Genomic DNA, 17360 nt, shown 5'->3' with positions numbered 1-17360 from the left:
TCGCATGTTGCGGCTACCAACACAGCGTACCTTCAAGCGAACTGAAGCTATGTACAATTGGCTCTACGGGCTAGCAATACTGCTTTTGATAACCGCCTGTGAGGCGCGAAAATCGGTGGTAACGCAGGAAAATGCTGTGCCAGCAGTTGCTTCTGATCAGACCATAATAAAGCATAGCTTAATGGCGGCTGATACAACAGCGCCATTCGAACCACTCGGTGCGCAGATAGACTCCCTAAATGGGAGCCCAATAGCTCGCATTAACGGGCAGGTGTATTGGGTAGAAACTAGTGGCAAGCCCGACCTTACACACAGGCTAATTGATAGAGATTCTCTCACGATCGGCTCAGATTCAGCAACGGTAGCCAATATGGATTCGAGTGGGTACGGCTATGATGCTATCTACACATTCAGATTAGTAACGCCTGATGGTCGTGCGCGATTTACCACGGTGCGGCACACAATGGATTTTGCGCCTGCTCTGAGCAGAGAACTGTTAGTAGAAAGTACACCAGACAAACCCACTTTTCTGGGCTACCTGCCTCAATTTAACGCGCTGATCTTCCAGTTATGGTTTGTCGCTGAGGGAACTGACTGGGCTGAGTCGGCCTTATTGCTGCTTGATGCTGTATCTGGCAAAGTGCGCTACACGCTATTTGACCACAGTGGCGAGGATATGCATAACGGTAACGCTCTCACTACGAACGGCCGTGTGCTGTTAACTCGTACCGCTATCCTGCACGCCGATGGCCGACGAATAAATATAACGCGCGAAAAGCTGCGTACCGCTGCCGTGCAGCTACTCAATGACCGTATCGCTTTGGTGCTGTACGAGAATGGTAACTTCTACGGAAAAGAATTCCCTGCGCCTAAAAACAACGCCTGTGTGATGACATTCGATGGGCGGGTGCTAGACTCCTTTCCACTAAGAGCCGCAGAAATCGACTATTTGGATGGAACTGACTTAAACTACGGCTACCTACGATCTACTCAAACGCATTACCTGTTCGACTTGGAAAGGAAGATACTATATTTGCTCCCTCGAGGGCAGCCGTTGAAGCGACAAACAATTCATCTGAAAAATCTGCCTGTTTTCAAGTCGCCCCAACGGTCCAGCGAAGTAGCTATCAGCCTGCAAGAGGGCGTTGGTCCAAGCCTCAGGGTGTATGTCGACACAATCAATAATAAACTCCGCTATCAACTACTTGAAAATAAGCTACAAGAGTAAGCGACTCGTGCTGGCAATACAATTAGATTATTTCAGCATTATCTCTACATCCTTACGCCGCGTTTCTGGTAGTACTTTCAGTTCCTGCACTTTTCCGTTTTTCACTACTGCCTCGATGGTAGTCTGATACGGCGCGTGCAACTTAAAATGCACATTCCACTCCTTGGGCCAAGCGGGAAGCAAGTAGATCTTGCGGCCGTCGGTTTGCAGCAGCATTTCTTGCAGGCCGATCATGCCGGAGCCGCCCCAGTTGTGGTCCGGCGTCCAGTCGAAGCCGGGGCCCCAGAAGGCAGGGAAGCGGCGGCTAGAGTCTTGCAGCTTCTTCACCGTCAGCTCGGCGGCTTCCTGCGTCAGACCTAGCCTTGCGGCGAAGATGTTGTGCTGCTTCCAGCCGATATGGCTGCGAAACTTCTGCACGTCAGTGTCATACAGGTAGGTATTGCGTGCCGTATCGAGGCCGGCTTTGCCTAGGCCGTACAGGCCCCAGGGATAAACGGGGTAGAGCTGTGGGCTTTCCGTATTATTTACTCGCTCCCACAGCTTGGCCGGGGCTAGCATTGGGTGGCCGTCAACACTCCGGAAGTTGAGGGGCGGAATACGGCTGAGCATGGCCGTCCAGTCTTTGCGTTTTTGCTCCGTTAAGTAGCTCGGCGGTAGCTCCAACAAGCGCGTCAGCACCGTGTGGAGTGCCGCGGTGGTGGAGGTGGAGTTGTAGGCCATCTTGTAGGTCTCGGCGCCGGAGCTAGGATAGAATACGAGGTGGCCCGCGCCGTCGAGGGCTTTAGCGCCGCGCTGGCGGGCTAGGTACTGGTAGTGTTGGTCGAAGAAGGTGAGGCAGCTTTCGATGAAAGGCAGGTAAGCCGTGGCATCTTGGCCGGCGTAGCGCTCGGTTTCCAACATCATCAGGCAAAACTCCAGCACGGTGTCCCACTCGTATTCGAGCCAAGCATTGTATTCCATGCCCTTGTCGAAGTCGGCGGGCCGCTTCCAGCCGTATTCGGCCGGATTGGGCAGGCCGAAATTTTCGAGCTGCTCGGTGAAGCACGCGCCGGGGTGGTGCCAGTAGGTTTCGCTGCGCAGCTCGGCATTGCGCAGAAGCTGCTGGTAGAAGGTGAACTGCGGGCGCATCAAGTCCGCGTCGCCGCTCTTGAGCATGGGCCAATACACCAAGCGTTGGTTTTGGGCCGTGTGCGTGCCGCCGCCCCAGTTGCGGAAGTCAGGCGTGAACTTGAGTGTAGAATCAACCCGTGACGGGTCGTAGGTGAAGAGGCCGCCGTTGAACTTGGTCGGGTATTCGCCGAACGCATTGCAGCCCAGCATGTAGCGAAAGAGTTGATAATTTCGCCCCGCTTGCCACCTAGGGGTATTGGCAGCTTTCTGGCCTGGGTCGATGAAGACGAAGCTGCGGTTCCAGTAGTCGTGCCACCAGGCTAGGGTGCGTTGGCGGGCGGCTTTGCTGTTGGCGCTAGCTGGCTTGATAATTTGCTGCAAGCTAGCTTGCCACTGCGCTACGCTGCCCGTTTTGGCGGTGTTGAGTACCAGCGCTATAGCATGTGATTTTGCGGGAGCTTGGCTCTTAATCTTCCAACCTTTGTAGCGGGTATCTAGGTACTGGCCGTTGGTGGTGCCTGCCGGCGTCATGTTATTGCCTTGCAGCGCGCCACCGAAAATTAGGTTTTGCAACGGGTTGAACAGCTGCGGCTTTATAGCTTCCAAGCCCTGCTGCCGCACCACTACATCAAACACCGTCTGCGGGCGGTTCTGGTGGTAGAACACAACGCCTTGGTTCTGGAATAGGACGCTGTCTTGGAAGGTCCGCACGTCGCCTTGGGGCGCCCACTTGTAAGAGTTGGCGTTGTTTTCCTTGCCTTTCGGCACGTGGTCTTCAAAGCGCCAAGTTTCGTAGCTCGCTTCAGCGCTAAGCTTTTGGTTGCTAGCAACTTCTAGGTGCACGACGGGCTTGAATACATCCACCCATACGTTCACTTGCGCCGAAAGCTGTCCATTAGCGCCGCTGATCTTTACGTAGCCATCTTGCAGTACAAGCTCTTGCTTGAAGCTCTGGCCTTCAAACGGGTTAGGTGTCAGTTTAAGCCGTACCCGACCTAGCTTTAACAAGGCGTTGTTCTCATCGAAGGTGCCACTGCGGGCGACGTAGAACAGCACTTCGCCTTTTTCCACCCACACGTTTAAGCCCACGTCGCCGCCGCCGCACGGCATTGATTCGCTGCTGTTCTTGCTTTGGGTAGTCCAGGCTAGGTTGTAGTCGGCTAGCTCGGTAGCTAGGTTTTGGGCTTGAATAGAAAGGCTAGTTAGGAGAAGAAGCGCTAGGATCGTGCTGACGTGGCGCCTCACCCCCCGGCCCCCTCTCCGAAAAAGGAGAGGAGGAGCCACGGCGGCACATTTCAGGTGAAGACGTTCTTTGAATGTAGTCGTCAGGCTCCCCCTCTCCTTTTTCGGAGAGGGGGCTGGGGGGTGAGGCGCATGATCGAACATTCTCATTCCGCCCAATCGTCTGTGCGGAAGGACGATACCGGCAGCCCTTCCGTGCTGAACAACGTGGCGCGGGTGAAATCTTGGAAGGCGTAGCGCACCGCTACGGGCACCTTCACCGCCTCGGCCGATACCGTGATGCTGCTGCCGTTGATGCTAGCTTTGGCTGGGTAGAACTTCTTATCGGCGCCGGCTACTTCGAAGCCTGTAAGCTCCTGGCTGAAGGAAGTCATACCGTTGGGCGAGTCCTTGAACCGCACTATCGCCTCATTCCCTTTCACCTGCATCGACTCATAGCCTGGGCTCACGGCGCCGAAACCTTTCAGACCGTATGTCTTATTCAGCGCCAACAGCGCTAGGCGGGTACCGCCGGGCTCTTTGCGCATGGGGTGAATGCTCGTCTCCTCGCCTATATCCAGTAGCACGGCCATGGCGGTGTTGGGCACCTGGGTCTGGAGCTTGCGCTGGGTGTCGCGGATGAAGGCTGAGTTGTACTTGCCGCCTTTATTCTTGGAGGTGCGGGTGTAGTCGAAGGGAGCAATCTGGGCGTAGTAGAACGGAAAGTCGCCTAGGCCCCAATGCGTGCGCCACTGCTTCACCATGGCGGCAAACATCTTCTCGTACTCATCGGGTCGGTCGTAATTCGATTCGCCCTGGTACCAGATAGCGCCCTTAATGCCGTAGCCTTCAATAGGATGCAACATGCCGTTGTAGAGCGTGGTGGCCGTGCGACTCACCTGCTTGATAGTGTCGCCCTTGGCTGGAATCTTCACGCCTGCAAACTCGCGCAGCGTGGCCGGGTCCATCCAGGCTTCAATAAAGGAGCCGCTGTAGCTGCAATGCACCAGCCCCACCGGCACGTGCAGTTGTTCTTGCAGTAGGCGCCCAAAGTAGTAGGCCGTCGCGCTGAAGTTGCTCACCGCCTCGGGCTCGGCTATGCGCCAGGGGGAAGGCTTGCTATTGTCCTGCGGCTCGGTTACCGACGAGCGCGGCACGGTGTAGAGCCGCAGTTGGTCGTTCTTGGAATGCAAAATCGCCTCGTTCGACCCTAGCACTGGCTGGCCCTTGAAGCCCTTCATCGGCATCTCCATGTTTGACTGCCCACCGCACAGCCACACCTCACCGATCAACACGTTTTTGAGCTGAACAACTGGTCCATCACCGCTGACACTCAGCCCGTAAGGGGTGTAGCTTGCGGCGGGCGTGTGCACCTGTAGCTTCCACTTGCCCGCCGCGTCGGCCTTGGCCGTGTACTTCTGTTTCCCCCACGATGGGGTCACCGTAATGGTGCTGCCCGCCTTTGCCCAACCCCACACTGCGCAGTCAGCTTTCTGCTGGAGCACCATGTTATCAGTGAAGATGGAAGGTAGTTTGACTTCTGCCCGTAAGGCTGCGGGAAAAGCTAGGATAGTTAAGCTGAGGGAAAGAAGGGAAGACTTGAGGGTCATGTAGATAGTAGGTAGAGTCTGATCTATACTCTTTACTGTCATCCTGAGCTTGCGAAGGACCTTATCACGCAAGAACGACGTCAATAACAACGACTTGTTCTTGCGTGATAAGGTCCTTCGCAAGCTCAGGATGACAGACGATTTTGTTTGATGGTTGCTGTCTGTAAGCTAGCTCAAAAATTACCGGCTCAGCGGAATCCAGACTTCCATGTCGGCGTGGCCGCGGTTGCCCCAGGCGTAGTAGGGGATGAGCTTGAGCGGTACTGTGGTTAGCTTTTGGTCGGTGAGGGGGCGGTAGAGTTGGTTAGCGCTCCACTGCTCGGGCGTGAGCTTGCCTTTGCCTTCCAGGTACATAATATCGCTGTTGGCGATTTGCAAACGCTTGGGCGTCAAGGTGGAGCTGGCGGGAATAGCTAGGCTGCTGATTTTCTTGTCCTTCGAAAAATCCGTCGATTCGAGGCAGTAGACCACGGGGCCACGCTTCACGGCTACTTGGTTGCGGGTTTCTTCTACCAAAGGGTTGGCTTCTACTAGTTGGGCCTGCATGGGCAGCACTAGCTCCACCTTGTCGCCGGCTTTCCACTGGCGGTTGATTTCAGCGTACTGACCGGGCGTGAGGGCAGAGGTCCAGGTCTTGCCGTTCACCATGAGCTTCGCCGGCCCGCTCCAGCTTGGAATGCGGAAGAACAGCGAAGTGGGCTTAGCGGGCGCTTCTTGGAACGTGACGTTGATGTTGCCGTCCCAGGGGTAGTTCGTGGTTTGGGTGAGCTTCACCGGGGAGCCGTCTTTGAGCTTGGTAGCGAGGGTGTTGCCGCCGTAGAAGTTGAACCACAAGCCTTTGTCGGAAGTACTGTAGAGGTAATTGTTCACTTCCGCAATAGTGCGCACCACGTTGGGCGGGCAGCAGTTCGACAGGTTGATGTACTCCACCCGATCCTTGGACCACCGTTGGTTGAAGGGCAGGTCGTCGGAAAATGCCATGGGGTTGGTATACAGGAACTTGGTGCCGTCCAGACTGATGCCGGAGAGCACGCTGTTGTACAGGGCGGTTTCCATCACCTCGGCGTACTTGGCGTCGCCGGTGTCGAGGAGCATGCGCCAGTTCCAGAGCACGTTGCCGATGTTGGCGCAGGTTTCGCCGTGGGCGGTGTGGTTGGGTAGTTGGTAGTCGCGCCCGTAGGCTTGGTGGATTTTCTGGACGGTGTCGGGCTTGTAGGCGGTGCCATCGGGCGACACGCCGTCGTAGAGGGCGCCGCACGCGCCGGTCACGTACATCTTGTGACTGGTCACGTCATCCCACATCAGGTTCAGGGTCGACATGAGCGACTGGTCGCCGGTTTCGGCGTACACGTCGGCCACGCCAGCGAAGAGGTAGTTGGCGCGCACCGCGTGGCCGCCGGCCTTGGTCATTTTGCGGAACGGAATGCGGTCTTGGTTATCGTCGGTGCCGATATCTCCGGCCATGCCCCGAATGTCGATCAGGTTTTTGGCAAGCTCCAGGTACCGAGGATCTTTGGTGGTGCGGTACATCTCCACCACGCCCATGTAGTGGGAGGGGCAAATGGCATTGCGCGCCAACTCCGGCGACGACCGTTTGTAGAAATTATAGAGGTAGTCGGTGGCTTTGCGGGCTAGGTCGAGCATGGTGGTTTTGCCGGTGGCGCGGTAGTGCACGCAGGCGGCCGTCATTAAATGACCTAGGTTATAGCTCTCAAAGTTCAGCCGATCTTGAAACGCAGTGTTTTTCCCGCTGTTGATGGCCGCAATGGTAGCCTGGGTGTTTAGGTAGCCATCAGCGCGTTGGCACTTGGCAATCACCGGAATTACCTCGTCCATCATCTGATCCAGCTTCGGATCGTGGGTAGTAGCGTAGGCCGAGGCCACGGCCTCGAACAGCTTGTAAAAGTCGCCGTCGTGGAAGGGTGGGCCTTTGTGCTCTCCTTTCTCCAAGCCAGCTGCAATTTCAAAGTTGCGGAAGGAATGGTTGCGCACTGGGTCTTTGTAGAGCTTCCACATGGTCGGAATCATCGACTCCTGACACACCTTGAAGCGGTCGGCCCAGAAGCCTTGCGTCCAGGTCACGCTACCTAGGTCCACGGTGCCGAGCTTGGCGTACTTGCTGGTCGAGGTGTTCACGAGACCCTTGTCTTGGGCAAGGCTAGGGTGCACCAGCGCCGACGACAGCAAGCTCGCAAGAAGGATTTTATGGGTGGGAAGAAGCATAAGGTCAGGAGTTTAAATTGTCTGTCATGCTGAGCTTGCCGAAGCATCTCTACTGCTTCGTCGGCCGGTGTAGAGACGCAACACTTTGCGTCTCAATCGTTGCGGATGTTGTTTGCCTAGGTCGTTCTAGGTAAGTCGTTCAACGCCGAGACGCAAAGTGTTGCGTCTCTACATTGGTCTGGCATCCGCAACAAAGCGGTAGAGATGCTTCGACAAGCTCAGCATGACGTTTTGAGGTTAGATATTCTATTTCAGGCTGGTATCCGGAGCCGTGCTGATGGTCACGGGGCCGAACAGACCGGCGGGTAGGAGGGGCTTTTCGGGGAAGTTGTAGGCGGCGGTGGTTTGGGTTATTTGTTGGTCCTTGGGCAAGGCACGGTCGCCCACGATGCGGTTGGCCCAGGTGTTCGTCACGTCGATGCTGAGCTGGTTCTTGCCTTTCTTCAGCGCCTGCGTAATGTCGACGCGGTACGGCGCCGTCCAGGCAATGCCGCAGGGTTGGCCATTCACGCGCACTTCGGCGAGGTTCGCTACTTGACCTAGCTCCAAGTACACGCGCTTTTGCTTGACTTTGGCGGCTTTCCAGGTGAAAGTTTTGGTGTAAGTAGCCGTGCCGGAATAGTGCTTGATAAGCTCGTCGGGGTTCTTGCTCCAGTCGGTGAGTTCTTGAAAAGCAATAGGTTGGCTAGGTCTGTGCGACTTTGGGTCAAAGCTTACCTGCCACGCGCCAGTTAGGGTTTGGGCTGGTTCGGTTTCGAGCCAATTCTTACCGGTGTGCGCCGCTTGCTCGTTGGTAGCTTGGCGGAATACCACGAACACGGAGCTGTTGCGGTCGAGGCGGAGAGGCAGGCGCGTGTGACCTTTCTCCACTTGCCAATCGGAAGCTAGGTGCGTTTCGCCGGTCACGGGGTCCCACAGCTCGGGCACTCGCCCCGCTACGCGCAACGACAAGTCGATGGTGCGTACGCTGTCTAGTTGATTGGAAATGAAATAGATGTCAAATTGTGAATCAGTGCGGTGCATCCAAGCTAGCTTGTTGGCGCGCTGGCCGTCGGGGCTGGTGGCTACTACGTCGCGTTCTAGGCCTAGGCTTTGGAAGGAGTCGGTGGTGAACGGGCCTTTTATTACTCGGCCTGGGCTGGCAACAGATGGTGTGGTAGGTGCCGCGTTGGGGCCGTTCTGGCGGCGCGCCTCACCCCCCGCCCCCCTCTCCGAAAAGGGAGAGGGGGAGCCTGACGTATTTTGTAAGGCTAGCTGTTGTAAGCTGGTTGTAAGCTGTTGGACTTCTTGATCGGCAGCCGGGTAGCCTTTGAGCTCAGGCGAACGGCTAGGTTTCTTATCTAGCAATACTGTAGCACCAGCCTTGGCTAATGCCAGCAACTTACTCGCTACTTCTGGCGACATAGAGGTGCTGTCGGGCGACATGGCTTGGGCGCCGGGCACCACGAGCACGCCGTAGCTGGCGCCGCCGGGTAGCTCCACGCGGCCGTTCTTCACCGTGGCTAGGTTCAGCAGGGCGTCTTTGTTGAAGGAGTCGTAGGCGTAGCCGTGCAGCGGGTCAATCCACGATTCGGCATCCGTGAGGTTGGCCGTGAAATTGACTTTGTAGGGCATTTGGCGCATTGGCAACCCTTTGTTTGCTAGACGCTTCTTCTCGCTCGCAACTACTTCCGGGCCGAAGATGCCGGGCAGGTCGGGCACGAGGCGGTCGGGGAGGATGGCGCGGCGCGGAGTTTCTTCGCCCGTAAACACGGCCACATCCACCACCGGGCGACCTAGCTGAAGCAGGGCCTGGCAGCGGCGCGTGTAGTCGACCCAGGCGCGGCCGGGTTTCCACCAGGTTTGGTCGCGCTGGAAGAAGAGGCCGATGTTGCTCAGCGTCATGCCCGGCTTACGGTCGAGCCAGGGGTTGTGCACAAACACGTGGTTCACTAAGCGGTTCACGCCCAGAGCGTAGTGTCGGTCTTGCAGCGTTTTTACCAAAGCAGGGTGCTCGTCCCAGGCCATGCCCGCTACGCCTAGCTCGGTGAAGGCCTCCGCCTGCACGATGTTTTTGCCGTAGATGTGCGCGCCCGAAATGGCGTCGAGCATGTCGTTGGGCTTATCGTGAGTGGGGCTGCGAAACCAGAACTCGCCCATGGGCACGTCCACGTTTTTGTAGTGCAGCAACCCGTCGCTGACCATCGTGGGCGCTACGGCTTCGGCCGTGAAAGTGCAGCCTTTGGCGTGGGCTAGGTCGGCGAGCGTGGCGTAGAACTTATCGTTCACCAGCTCCGCAATCGTCTGGCGCACATCAAATAAGAAGCGCTCCGACACGTCGGCGCTCTGCATCGGCACGCCGGCCATGACGGGTAGGTAAGGCATGGGGTCGTAGCCACGGCGCTTCTGAAACTCGGCCGCGAAGTTCGTCGACCAGTTCTGGCTGCCGCACTCCCAGCTATCCACGTGAAAGATCTTCAGCACCCGCGAAGCTAGGTCGGGGCCGGCTTGCTTGATAGCCTCACCAAACCAGCTATTGAACTGAAGGGTAATGGCTTCGGGATTAAACTTGTCGCACTCCAACCCGCGCGCTCCGCCGCCGGTGGTATTGACGGCCCCCGTAGAGGTGTGCCCCACCCGCAGGATGGTCCAGCGGCCGGGCGGCACATCCCACGTCAGGCGGCCGTCAGGACCTAGCTTGTTAGTCAAGTTGACCATCTTCGCCAGCGGCACGCACAGGTTATCAGGCACTTGCTGCGCCGTGGTGCGCTTGCTCACGCGCCATACCTCGCCGTTTTTGCCCTCGTACTGGTTGATGCGTGCCTCTTCCGAAAGGCGGATTTCGGTGACTTTCAGCGACTGTTTCCACTTGGCTGCGTCGAGGTCTTCGGCGCCGGGCTCCGAGCCTTCGGGGTTGTATAGAAAACGGAAGTAGCGCGCTGTGGTCGGCACGATGGCGTGGGTGACGGCGCTGCTATCCTGCCAACCGCTGCGTGGCGCCTGCAACCGCCCAACTGGTCGGAACTGCTGCCCATCGTCGCTGGTCTCCACGAGGAGGCGGTTGGCCTGGTAGTTATAGCCTTTCGAGCGAATCCGGATGGAGCGGCAGGTGAACGGCTTATCGAATTTGTATTCAATCCAGCACGGCGCGCTGCTCTGGAAACCCTTCTTGTTGCCGGCCTCAATCAGTGAGGCAGCATTCGCATCGGTGCCGGTGGCGTTGGTGGTTACCTGGGGCTTGGTGGTGTAGGTGGAGGCCGTGCCGCCCGCTGGCGTGGGGTAGGCGTACACGGCAATGTCGCGGTAATAGCCTTTGGTGGCTTGCGGCTGCGGCAATACTTGGCTGTAGCGCCGGCCACCAACAGCTTGGGTTTGAGCAAAAACCACCTTTTGCATCGACAGCTCCGGCGTTATCCAAGGGCCGCCGGCCAGTGCAAATCCGTCGCTCACGTGCATCGCTAGCTTCACGCCGAGCCGGTCGGCTTCCTGCATGGCGTGGCGCACCATCTGCCACCACTGCGGCGTAAGCTGCTCCGCCGGCGGGCTGAGGGCGGGCGGGTTGGCCGCCCCGTTAATCGGCATGAGGTACGCCCCGCCAATGCCCGCCTCGCGCATAGCTTCTAGGTCGGCGGTGATGCCTTCGCGGCTCACGGCGGCGTTCATCCAATACCAGAATACCCACGGCTTCGCCGACTCAGGTGGATTTTGGAAGATAGTTTTCAGGTAGGTAGCCGCGGCCGGTGCTTGTTGGGCGTGCGCCGTGCTAGCCGCCACTACACAGGTAAAGGCGGCCAGCAAACCATGTCGCAGAATTTTCGAGCCGCCTTGTGTTGTCATGTGGTGGGTTTTGGGTGTAGAGACGCGACACTTCGCGTCTCCTCGTTGCTGATGTTGTTTAGCTAGGTTGCTCTGAGCCGGGTCGTTCAACGCCGAGACGCGAAGTATCGCGTCTCTATACTGATGTTCTGATTGGTTTTCATTTCACGCCTACTGACGAGGAAAACTTACTTTGAAACTTGATGCTTTTGGCTAATGCGCTTGCTGCTTCTTTCTTGCTGTTGGTGGGCAGGAGGTAGAAGCTGTAGGCGTAGGGTTTGGCGGGCATGCGGTATTGCTCAACGGGTTGGGCGTCGTCGTCCCAGCTGGTGTTGCCGCCTACTCCGATTTGTTTCAGGTCGATGTTGAGGGTGAGGAAGCCGGCTTCTTGGAGCTTGTTGGTGTGCCTGGCTTTGGCAATGTTGGCTTCGGTGTAGGGCCAGGCGCTCATGCTCAGGAGGCTGTCGGCTACTACTAAGAGGCCGCCTTTTTGCGCGCTTGAGAGTAGCATCCAGCGCACGTCGGTGCGGTTGCTGTTTTCCTGCGGCACCACGTAGGACTCCATAAAATCCTGAAGACCTTGGGAGTAGATGCCGGCGTCGGCGGCGTAGCTGCGGTCGATGTAGTTTTCCCAAGGGCCGCGGCCGTACCAGCTGATCTGGCGGTAGTCGTTGGCGATGCCGCACTGCATGCCCACTTTGATCATGTTGGGCAGGCTAGCTTGGGGACTGAGCTTGTAGTCTACTTTCAGCACGCCGGCGCCGTTGAGCGTGTACACCACCTGCACGGCCGCTTTGCCGTCGATGAGCGTGTAGTCGCTCTTTATAGTTGCCACGCCTTTTTGCGCCTGATCGAGCGTGATGGTTTTGAGCTTCAAGCTAGGTTCAAACCACTCCTTTGACTTCTTGTCGGCCTTCCAACCGCGCCGGTCATTGTCGGTCAGGGGGCGGGTGAAGTGGGGCAGGAGCGGAGCTAGAATCTGTTCTTGGTTGTTCCAACGGTAGGAGGTGAGGGCGCCGCTGGTTTTGTCGAAAGTGGCTTGGAAACCCTTGCCACTCAGCGTGTAGGCGCTGGCATCTTCCCGTGTGGTGAGTGCCACGTATTGCTGCGGTTTGCTCGTGGGCTTAGCTAGGCTGGTCAGTTCAAATTGGTTGGAGGCTACCTCGTGGCCCATATCTGCCCACAGTGTAGGCTGCGCCAGGGTAAAGTGGATGTCCGCTAGGTATTCCGAACCCGCTTTCAGCTTGGGCAAGTACGACTTGAGGCTGATAGTCGTGTCCTTGCCGGCTGCCAAACGCAGGTGCGGCAAGGCTTTGATAGCTACCACTTTGCCGTCTTCCCGCACCACTAGCGACACGTTGTAGCTGTTCAACGACTCCGTCGCATGGCGGTTCGTTACCTTGATCAAGGCTTTGGCAGCATCTGTCAGTACGCACTCGGCGGGCTGGTACACGCGCTTGCACTCGTAGAGGGCTGCGTGCGGCTTGCCATCCGAGGCCACGATGCCTTTGATAGTGAAGTCGTCGTAGTATTTCTCTTGAAAATCACCACCGTAGGCGTAGAAGGGCGTGCCCAGGGAGTCGCGCTTGAGCAAGCCTTGGTCTTTAAACTCCCAGATGCAGCCGCCAATCACGCGCTTGGTGGCGCGCCAGCCGTCCCAAAACTCCTTCATGTTGCCGGTGGCGTTGCCCATGGAGTGCGAGTACTCGCAGAAGAAAATTGGGCGGTTGTCGCCGTTTTGCTGGTTGGCCAGCAGCGCACCGGTGGTCAGCGTGGGGTACATGCGGCTGACCATGTCCACGTAGGCTTGGTCGCGCGGCACCTGGATGCGCTTTGCGTGATTCTTAGGGTAGTTTGGGTCCGACGGGTCGATGTAACCGTCGAGGTGCGGGTCGCCTTGGGCGGGCTCGTAGTGCACGGGGCGCGTGATGTCGAAGTCGTGCAGCCAGGCGGCCATGGCGGCGTGGTTCGGCCCCCGGCCCGACTCGTTGCCTAGGCTCCAGAAGACAACGCTCGGGTGGTTTTTGTCGCGCAGGGCCATGCGGGTGCTGCGCGACACGTAGGCCTGCGTCCAGCTCGGGTCGTTGCTGAGCTTGGAACCTAGGCCGTGCGTTTCGAGGTTGGCCTCGTCCATCACCAAGATGCCGTACTCGTCGCAGAGGTCGTAGAAGTACGGGTCGTTGGGGTAGTGGCTGGTGCGGATGCAGTTGAAATTGAACTGCTTAAGTGTGCGCACATCCTGTCGAATATCCTCGCGCGATACGGCCATGCCCTTGGTCGGGTGGTGGTCGTGGCGGTTCACACCGTAGAGGTAGGTCACCTTGCCGTTGATGAGCAGCTTGCCGTCGGTCTTGGAAAACTCGATGGCGCGGAAACCTAGCTTGCAGCTCTTGGCTTCCAGCACGTTGCCGTCTTTTTCCAGCGTGAGCACCAGCGTGTAGAGGTTGGGCTGCTCGTCGCTCCACTTGGCGGGGTTCGCCACGGTGGTTTCCAGCAAGCCAAACTTGCGGTTGTCGAGGCGCGGGTACTTCTCGTTAATGATGGCGTCGCCGGTGCGCTCCAGCGGCTTGGCAAAAACGGGCTGACCGTTCTTGTTATAGAGTTGGGCCTTCAGCAGATAGCCTTTGAGGTCGTCGTTGCCGGTGAGGTTTTCCAACCTAGGCCGGATGCTCAGCACGGCGTCGCGATACTGCTTGTCGAGCTTGGCCTGCCAGTGAAAATCGGCTAGGCGCATCTTCGGCTCGCCCAGCAGCAGCACTTCGCGGTAGATGCCGCTGAGGCGCCAGTGGTCTTGGTCTTCGAGGTAAGAACCATCGCTCCAACGAATTACCTGCACCGAAACCGTGTTTTCGCCGGCTTGCAGGTAAGGCGTTACGTTGAACTCCGATGGCAAGCAGCTGTCTTCGCCGTACCCTAGAAACCGGCCATTCACCCACACCTTAAACGCCGAGCTGACGCCGCCGAAGTGCAGCGTCACGTTCAAATCTTTCCAATTGGCCGGCACCGTGAAAGTGCGCTGGTACGAACCCACGCCGTTGTAATCCTGCGGCACGAACGGCGGATTCACGGGCCGAAACGGGTACTTTGCGCTCTTGTAAATCGGCAAGTCGTAGCCCTTCATTTCCCAGTTGGAAGGCACTTCTAGCTGCTTCCAACCCTGCACCCGACTCTTATAGAAGTCCTGCGGCGCATCGGCGGGTTTGCTTACAAAGTTGAAGTCCCAATTGCCGTTCAAGGAGAGCAAGCGCGACTTCGCCCGGTCGCCGGCTAGAGCGTCTTTTTCATTTGTGAAAGAATAGGCCGTGGCTCGTGCTGGGTCGCGGTTGAGTTCCGAAACGAGAGGGTTGTCCCACCCTTCACCGTTGTAGATTTTCGGTGGGTTTGAAACACCGGGAAAGTAGTACACGCTAGCTTCTTGGGCGCTTGCTGCAACTGAGGCAAGGAGCAGGAGCAGGGCCGTCCAGATGGGGCGCCTCACCCCCCGGCCCCCTCTCCGAAATGGTAATGCGCATAAAGCATTTGCGGGGGAGCCAGAGCGACTCCAATTGGTAGTATGATGTGGGTGAAGCCTATTCATGTTGCTTTCAATCAATTCTTAACTCGTTTGGCTACCTCTCTTCATTTCGGAGAGGGGGCCAGGGGTGAGGCGCCTACGTCAGGGCTTGCTTTGCAGGGTAATACTCGCCGGAGCTAAGCCCTCGGCCGTAGCGGTGAGCTTGATATTGCCACCTTTCTCCTGCGTCTGGAGGATGGCTAGGCACATGCCGTTGTAGGTCTTGCGGTAGTTTGCTTTAAAAGGCTCTAAGCTAGCTTGGTAGCCGTTGTCGACGCCGGCTATGGAAGCTGGACCGCTGGTGGTGAAGTTGACGAGGTTATCGGCGTTCGGTATCAAGTTGCCTTTGTCGTCTAGCACGCGCACGGTCACGAAAGCTAGGTCGCGGCCGTCGGCTTTGAGGGCGTTCCGGTCGGCGGTAAGTTCGATTTTGGCGGGCCTGCCGGCGGTGCTGATGGTGCGCTTGAGTACCGTTTGGCCGCCCTTGCGCGACACAGCTTGCAGGGTGCCGGGCGCATACGGCACGCGCCACATTACATGTAAGTCGTCGTTGCCTTTCTTCTTTACGCCTAGCGACTTACCATTTAGGAAAAGCTCTACCTCGTCGGCATTGTTGTAGTAGGCCCACACATCCACCGTCTGGCCCGCCGACCAATTCCAGTGCGGCAAAATATGCAGCACGGGCTTACTGCTCCACTCGCTTTGGTACAGGTAATAGGCATCCTTCGGGAAGCCGGCTAGGTCGATGAGGCCGAAATAGGAGCTGCGCGCCGGCCACGGATAAGGCAGCGGCTCCCCGAGGTAGTCGAAGCCCGACCACACGAAGAGGCCCGTCAGGTGCGGATTTTTCTTGATAGCGCCCCAAGCCGCTTCGTGGGTGGCGCCCCAATAAGGCCGGGCGTTGTCGTACGACGAGGCGGTGAAGTCGGGGTTGCCGTTGGTGAGTTTGGTTTTGCCGTCTTTAGGCCACACGCGGATACTGTCGGAAGGCAGGTCATAGTGGCCCCGAGTTTCGAAAGCCGCGGCGGTTTCGGTAGCTAGGAAGATTTGATTGGGAAACCGCTTGGGCAGCTCGGGGTAGCCTTCGTGCTTGTAGTTGAAGCTCAACACGTCGAGCACGCCTGCTTGGCTCATAAAGTTCTTGTCGGGCTCCTGCTCCGTCAGCGCCGAGGTGACGGGCCGGGTAGCGTCGAGGCGCTTCACAATGGCCGTTAACTCTTTGGTGAGGTGGGTGCCGGTGCTGTCAAACTGCTCGCGGATTTCGTTGCCGATGCTCCACATAAACACCGACGGATGGTTCCGGTCGCGGCGTACTTGGTCCTCTAGGTCGCGGCGGTGCCATTGCTTGAAATCGACGTGGTAGTCCTGGCCGTTTTTCTTCTTTTGCCACATGTCGAAGGCCTCGTCCAGCACCAGAAAGCCCATCCGGTCGCAGAGGTCGAGCAACTCGGGTGCGGGCGGGTTGTGCGCCGTGCGGATGGCGTTGCAGCCCATGGCTCGCAAAATTTCCAGCTGCCGCTCCATCGCCCGCACATTCACGGCCGCACCGAGGGCACCTAGGTCGTGGTGCTGACACACGCCCAGGATGCGCATCGTCTTGCCATTTAGCGAAAAGCCTTTCTGCGCGTCGAAGCCGAAATAACGAATACCAAGTGGCGTTTCGTAGCGGTCCTCTACGCCCTGCTTGCTCTTTATCGTCGTGACAACCTTGTACAAATACGGCTGCTCAACGGACCACAACTTAGGTTGCGCCAAGGCTAGGCCCTGCGTTACAGTCGTCAGGGTGTCGCGCAGCGTGAGGCTAGGATTGATTTGCTCGGCTACTTGCTTGCCCGCGGCGTCGTAGATCGTCGCTACGACGCTCACCTGCTGCGGCTTGCCGGTGGTATTGCGCACGTTGGTGCTCACCCGAACAGCGGCAGAGCTGTTGTCAACCTTCGGGGTTGTCACGAACGTGCCCCACTGATCGACAGCTATTTTGCTGGTCGTAACCAGCCGCACGTTGCGGTAAATGCCGGAGCCCGAGTACCAACGCGAGTTGGGCTGCGCCGAGTTGTCGACCCGCACGGCTAGAATATTCGGCTGCTTGCCCGGCTTCAAGTAAGGCGTGAGTTCGTAGCGAAACGAGATGTAACCATTCGGCCGCTTGCCCAAGGAGTGCCCATTAATCCAGACCTCGCTATTACGATACACACCGTCGAACTCGATAAAAACATGACGGTCCTTCGCGTCAGCGGGCAGCACGAAGGTTTTGCGGTACCAGCCGATGCCGGTTGGTAAGCCGCCGCCCTCGGGTTTGGCGGGGTTCTTCTCGTCAAATTTCCCTTCGATGCTCCAGTCATGGGGCAGCGTCAGGCGACGCCACTGCGCGTCGTTGAACTGTGCCTCTTCGGCTTGGGCATTGTCACCTAGGTAGAATTTCCAGTCCTTGTTGAAATCTGTTACGACCCGGGGCAACGGCCGCGCAAATGCTGCTTGACCTAGGATAAATAGTGCGAAACAGATTACATAAACTCTGGACATGAAAGCGGCTACTAGGGTGTTTTTGTTGGTGCTGTCATGCTGAGCTTGCCGAAGCATCTCTACCGCAGTGCTAACTCTAATCGTTCAACGAAGCGGG

7 protein-coding genes are annotated in these 17360 nt (G+C 57.7%); 1 reads left to right on the top strand and 6 read right to left on the bottom strand.

Annotated elements, in window-relative coordinates:
- Positions 1–49 precede the first annotated feature (49 nt).
- Positions 50–1228, top strand: a complete 1179-nt coding sequence (locus tag BXP70_RS13905; RefSeq protein ID WP_086594702.1) for a hypothetical protein — start codon at positions 50–52, stop codon at positions 1226–1228.
- Between the two features lie 27 nt (positions 1229–1255).
- Here the strand turns inward: BXP70_RS13905 and BXP70_RS13900 are convergent, their stop codons facing one another.
- The 6 genes from BXP70_RS13900 to galB form a co-directional block, all read right to left on the bottom strand.
- Positions 1256–3622, bottom strand: a complete 2367-nt coding sequence (locus BXP70_RS13900; protein ID WP_245849630.1) for a DUF5703 domain-containing protein — start codon at positions 3620–3622, stop codon at positions 1256–1258.
- A 104-nt stretch (positions 3623–3726) separates the two neighbouring features.
- A complete protein-coding gene (locus tag BXP70_RS13895; RefSeq protein WP_086594700.1) occupies positions 3727–5169 on the bottom strand; it encodes a sialate O-acetylesterase in 1443 nt (480 codons plus the stop codon).
- Between the two features lie 180 nt (positions 5170–5349).
- On the bottom strand, positions 5350–7392 hold the full coding sequence (locus BXP70_RS13890; protein ID WP_086594699.1) for an aceric acid hydrolase: 2043 nt from the start codon (positions 7390–7392) through the stop codon (positions 5350–5352).
- Positions 7393–7638: 246 nt separating this feature from the next.
- Complete coding sequence (locus tag BXP70_RS13885; RefSeq protein ID WP_086594698.1) at positions 7639–11208, bottom strand: glycosyl hydrolase; 3570 nt, start codon at positions 11206–11208, stop codon at positions 7639–7641.
- Positions 11209–11347: 139 nt separating this feature from the next.
- Positions 11348–14665 carry a glycoside hydrolase family 2 TIM barrel-domain containing protein gene (locus BXP70_RS13880; protein ID WP_245849629.1) on the bottom strand — a complete coding sequence of 1106 codons (3318 nt, stop codon included), beginning with the start codon at positions 14663–14665 and terminating at the stop codon, positions 11348–11350.
- A 177-nt stretch (positions 14666–14842) separates the two neighbouring features.
- Positions 14843–17263 carry a beta-galactosidase GalB gene (gene galB, locus BXP70_RS13875; protein WP_086594754.1) on the bottom strand — a complete coding sequence of 807 codons (2421 nt, stop codon included), beginning with the start codon at positions 17261–17263 and terminating at the stop codon, positions 14843–14845.
- Positions 17264–17360: the final 97 nt, after the last annotated feature.

This window comes from Hymenobacter crusticola (assembly GCF_002154225.1).
GTDB classification, from domain to species: domain Bacteria; phylum Bacteroidota; class Bacteroidia; order Cytophagales; family Hymenobacteraceae; genus Hymenobacter; species Hymenobacter crusticola.
The sequence above is the reverse complement of the archived record's forward strand: the minus strand, read 5'-3'. Positions and strand labels throughout refer to the sequence as shown.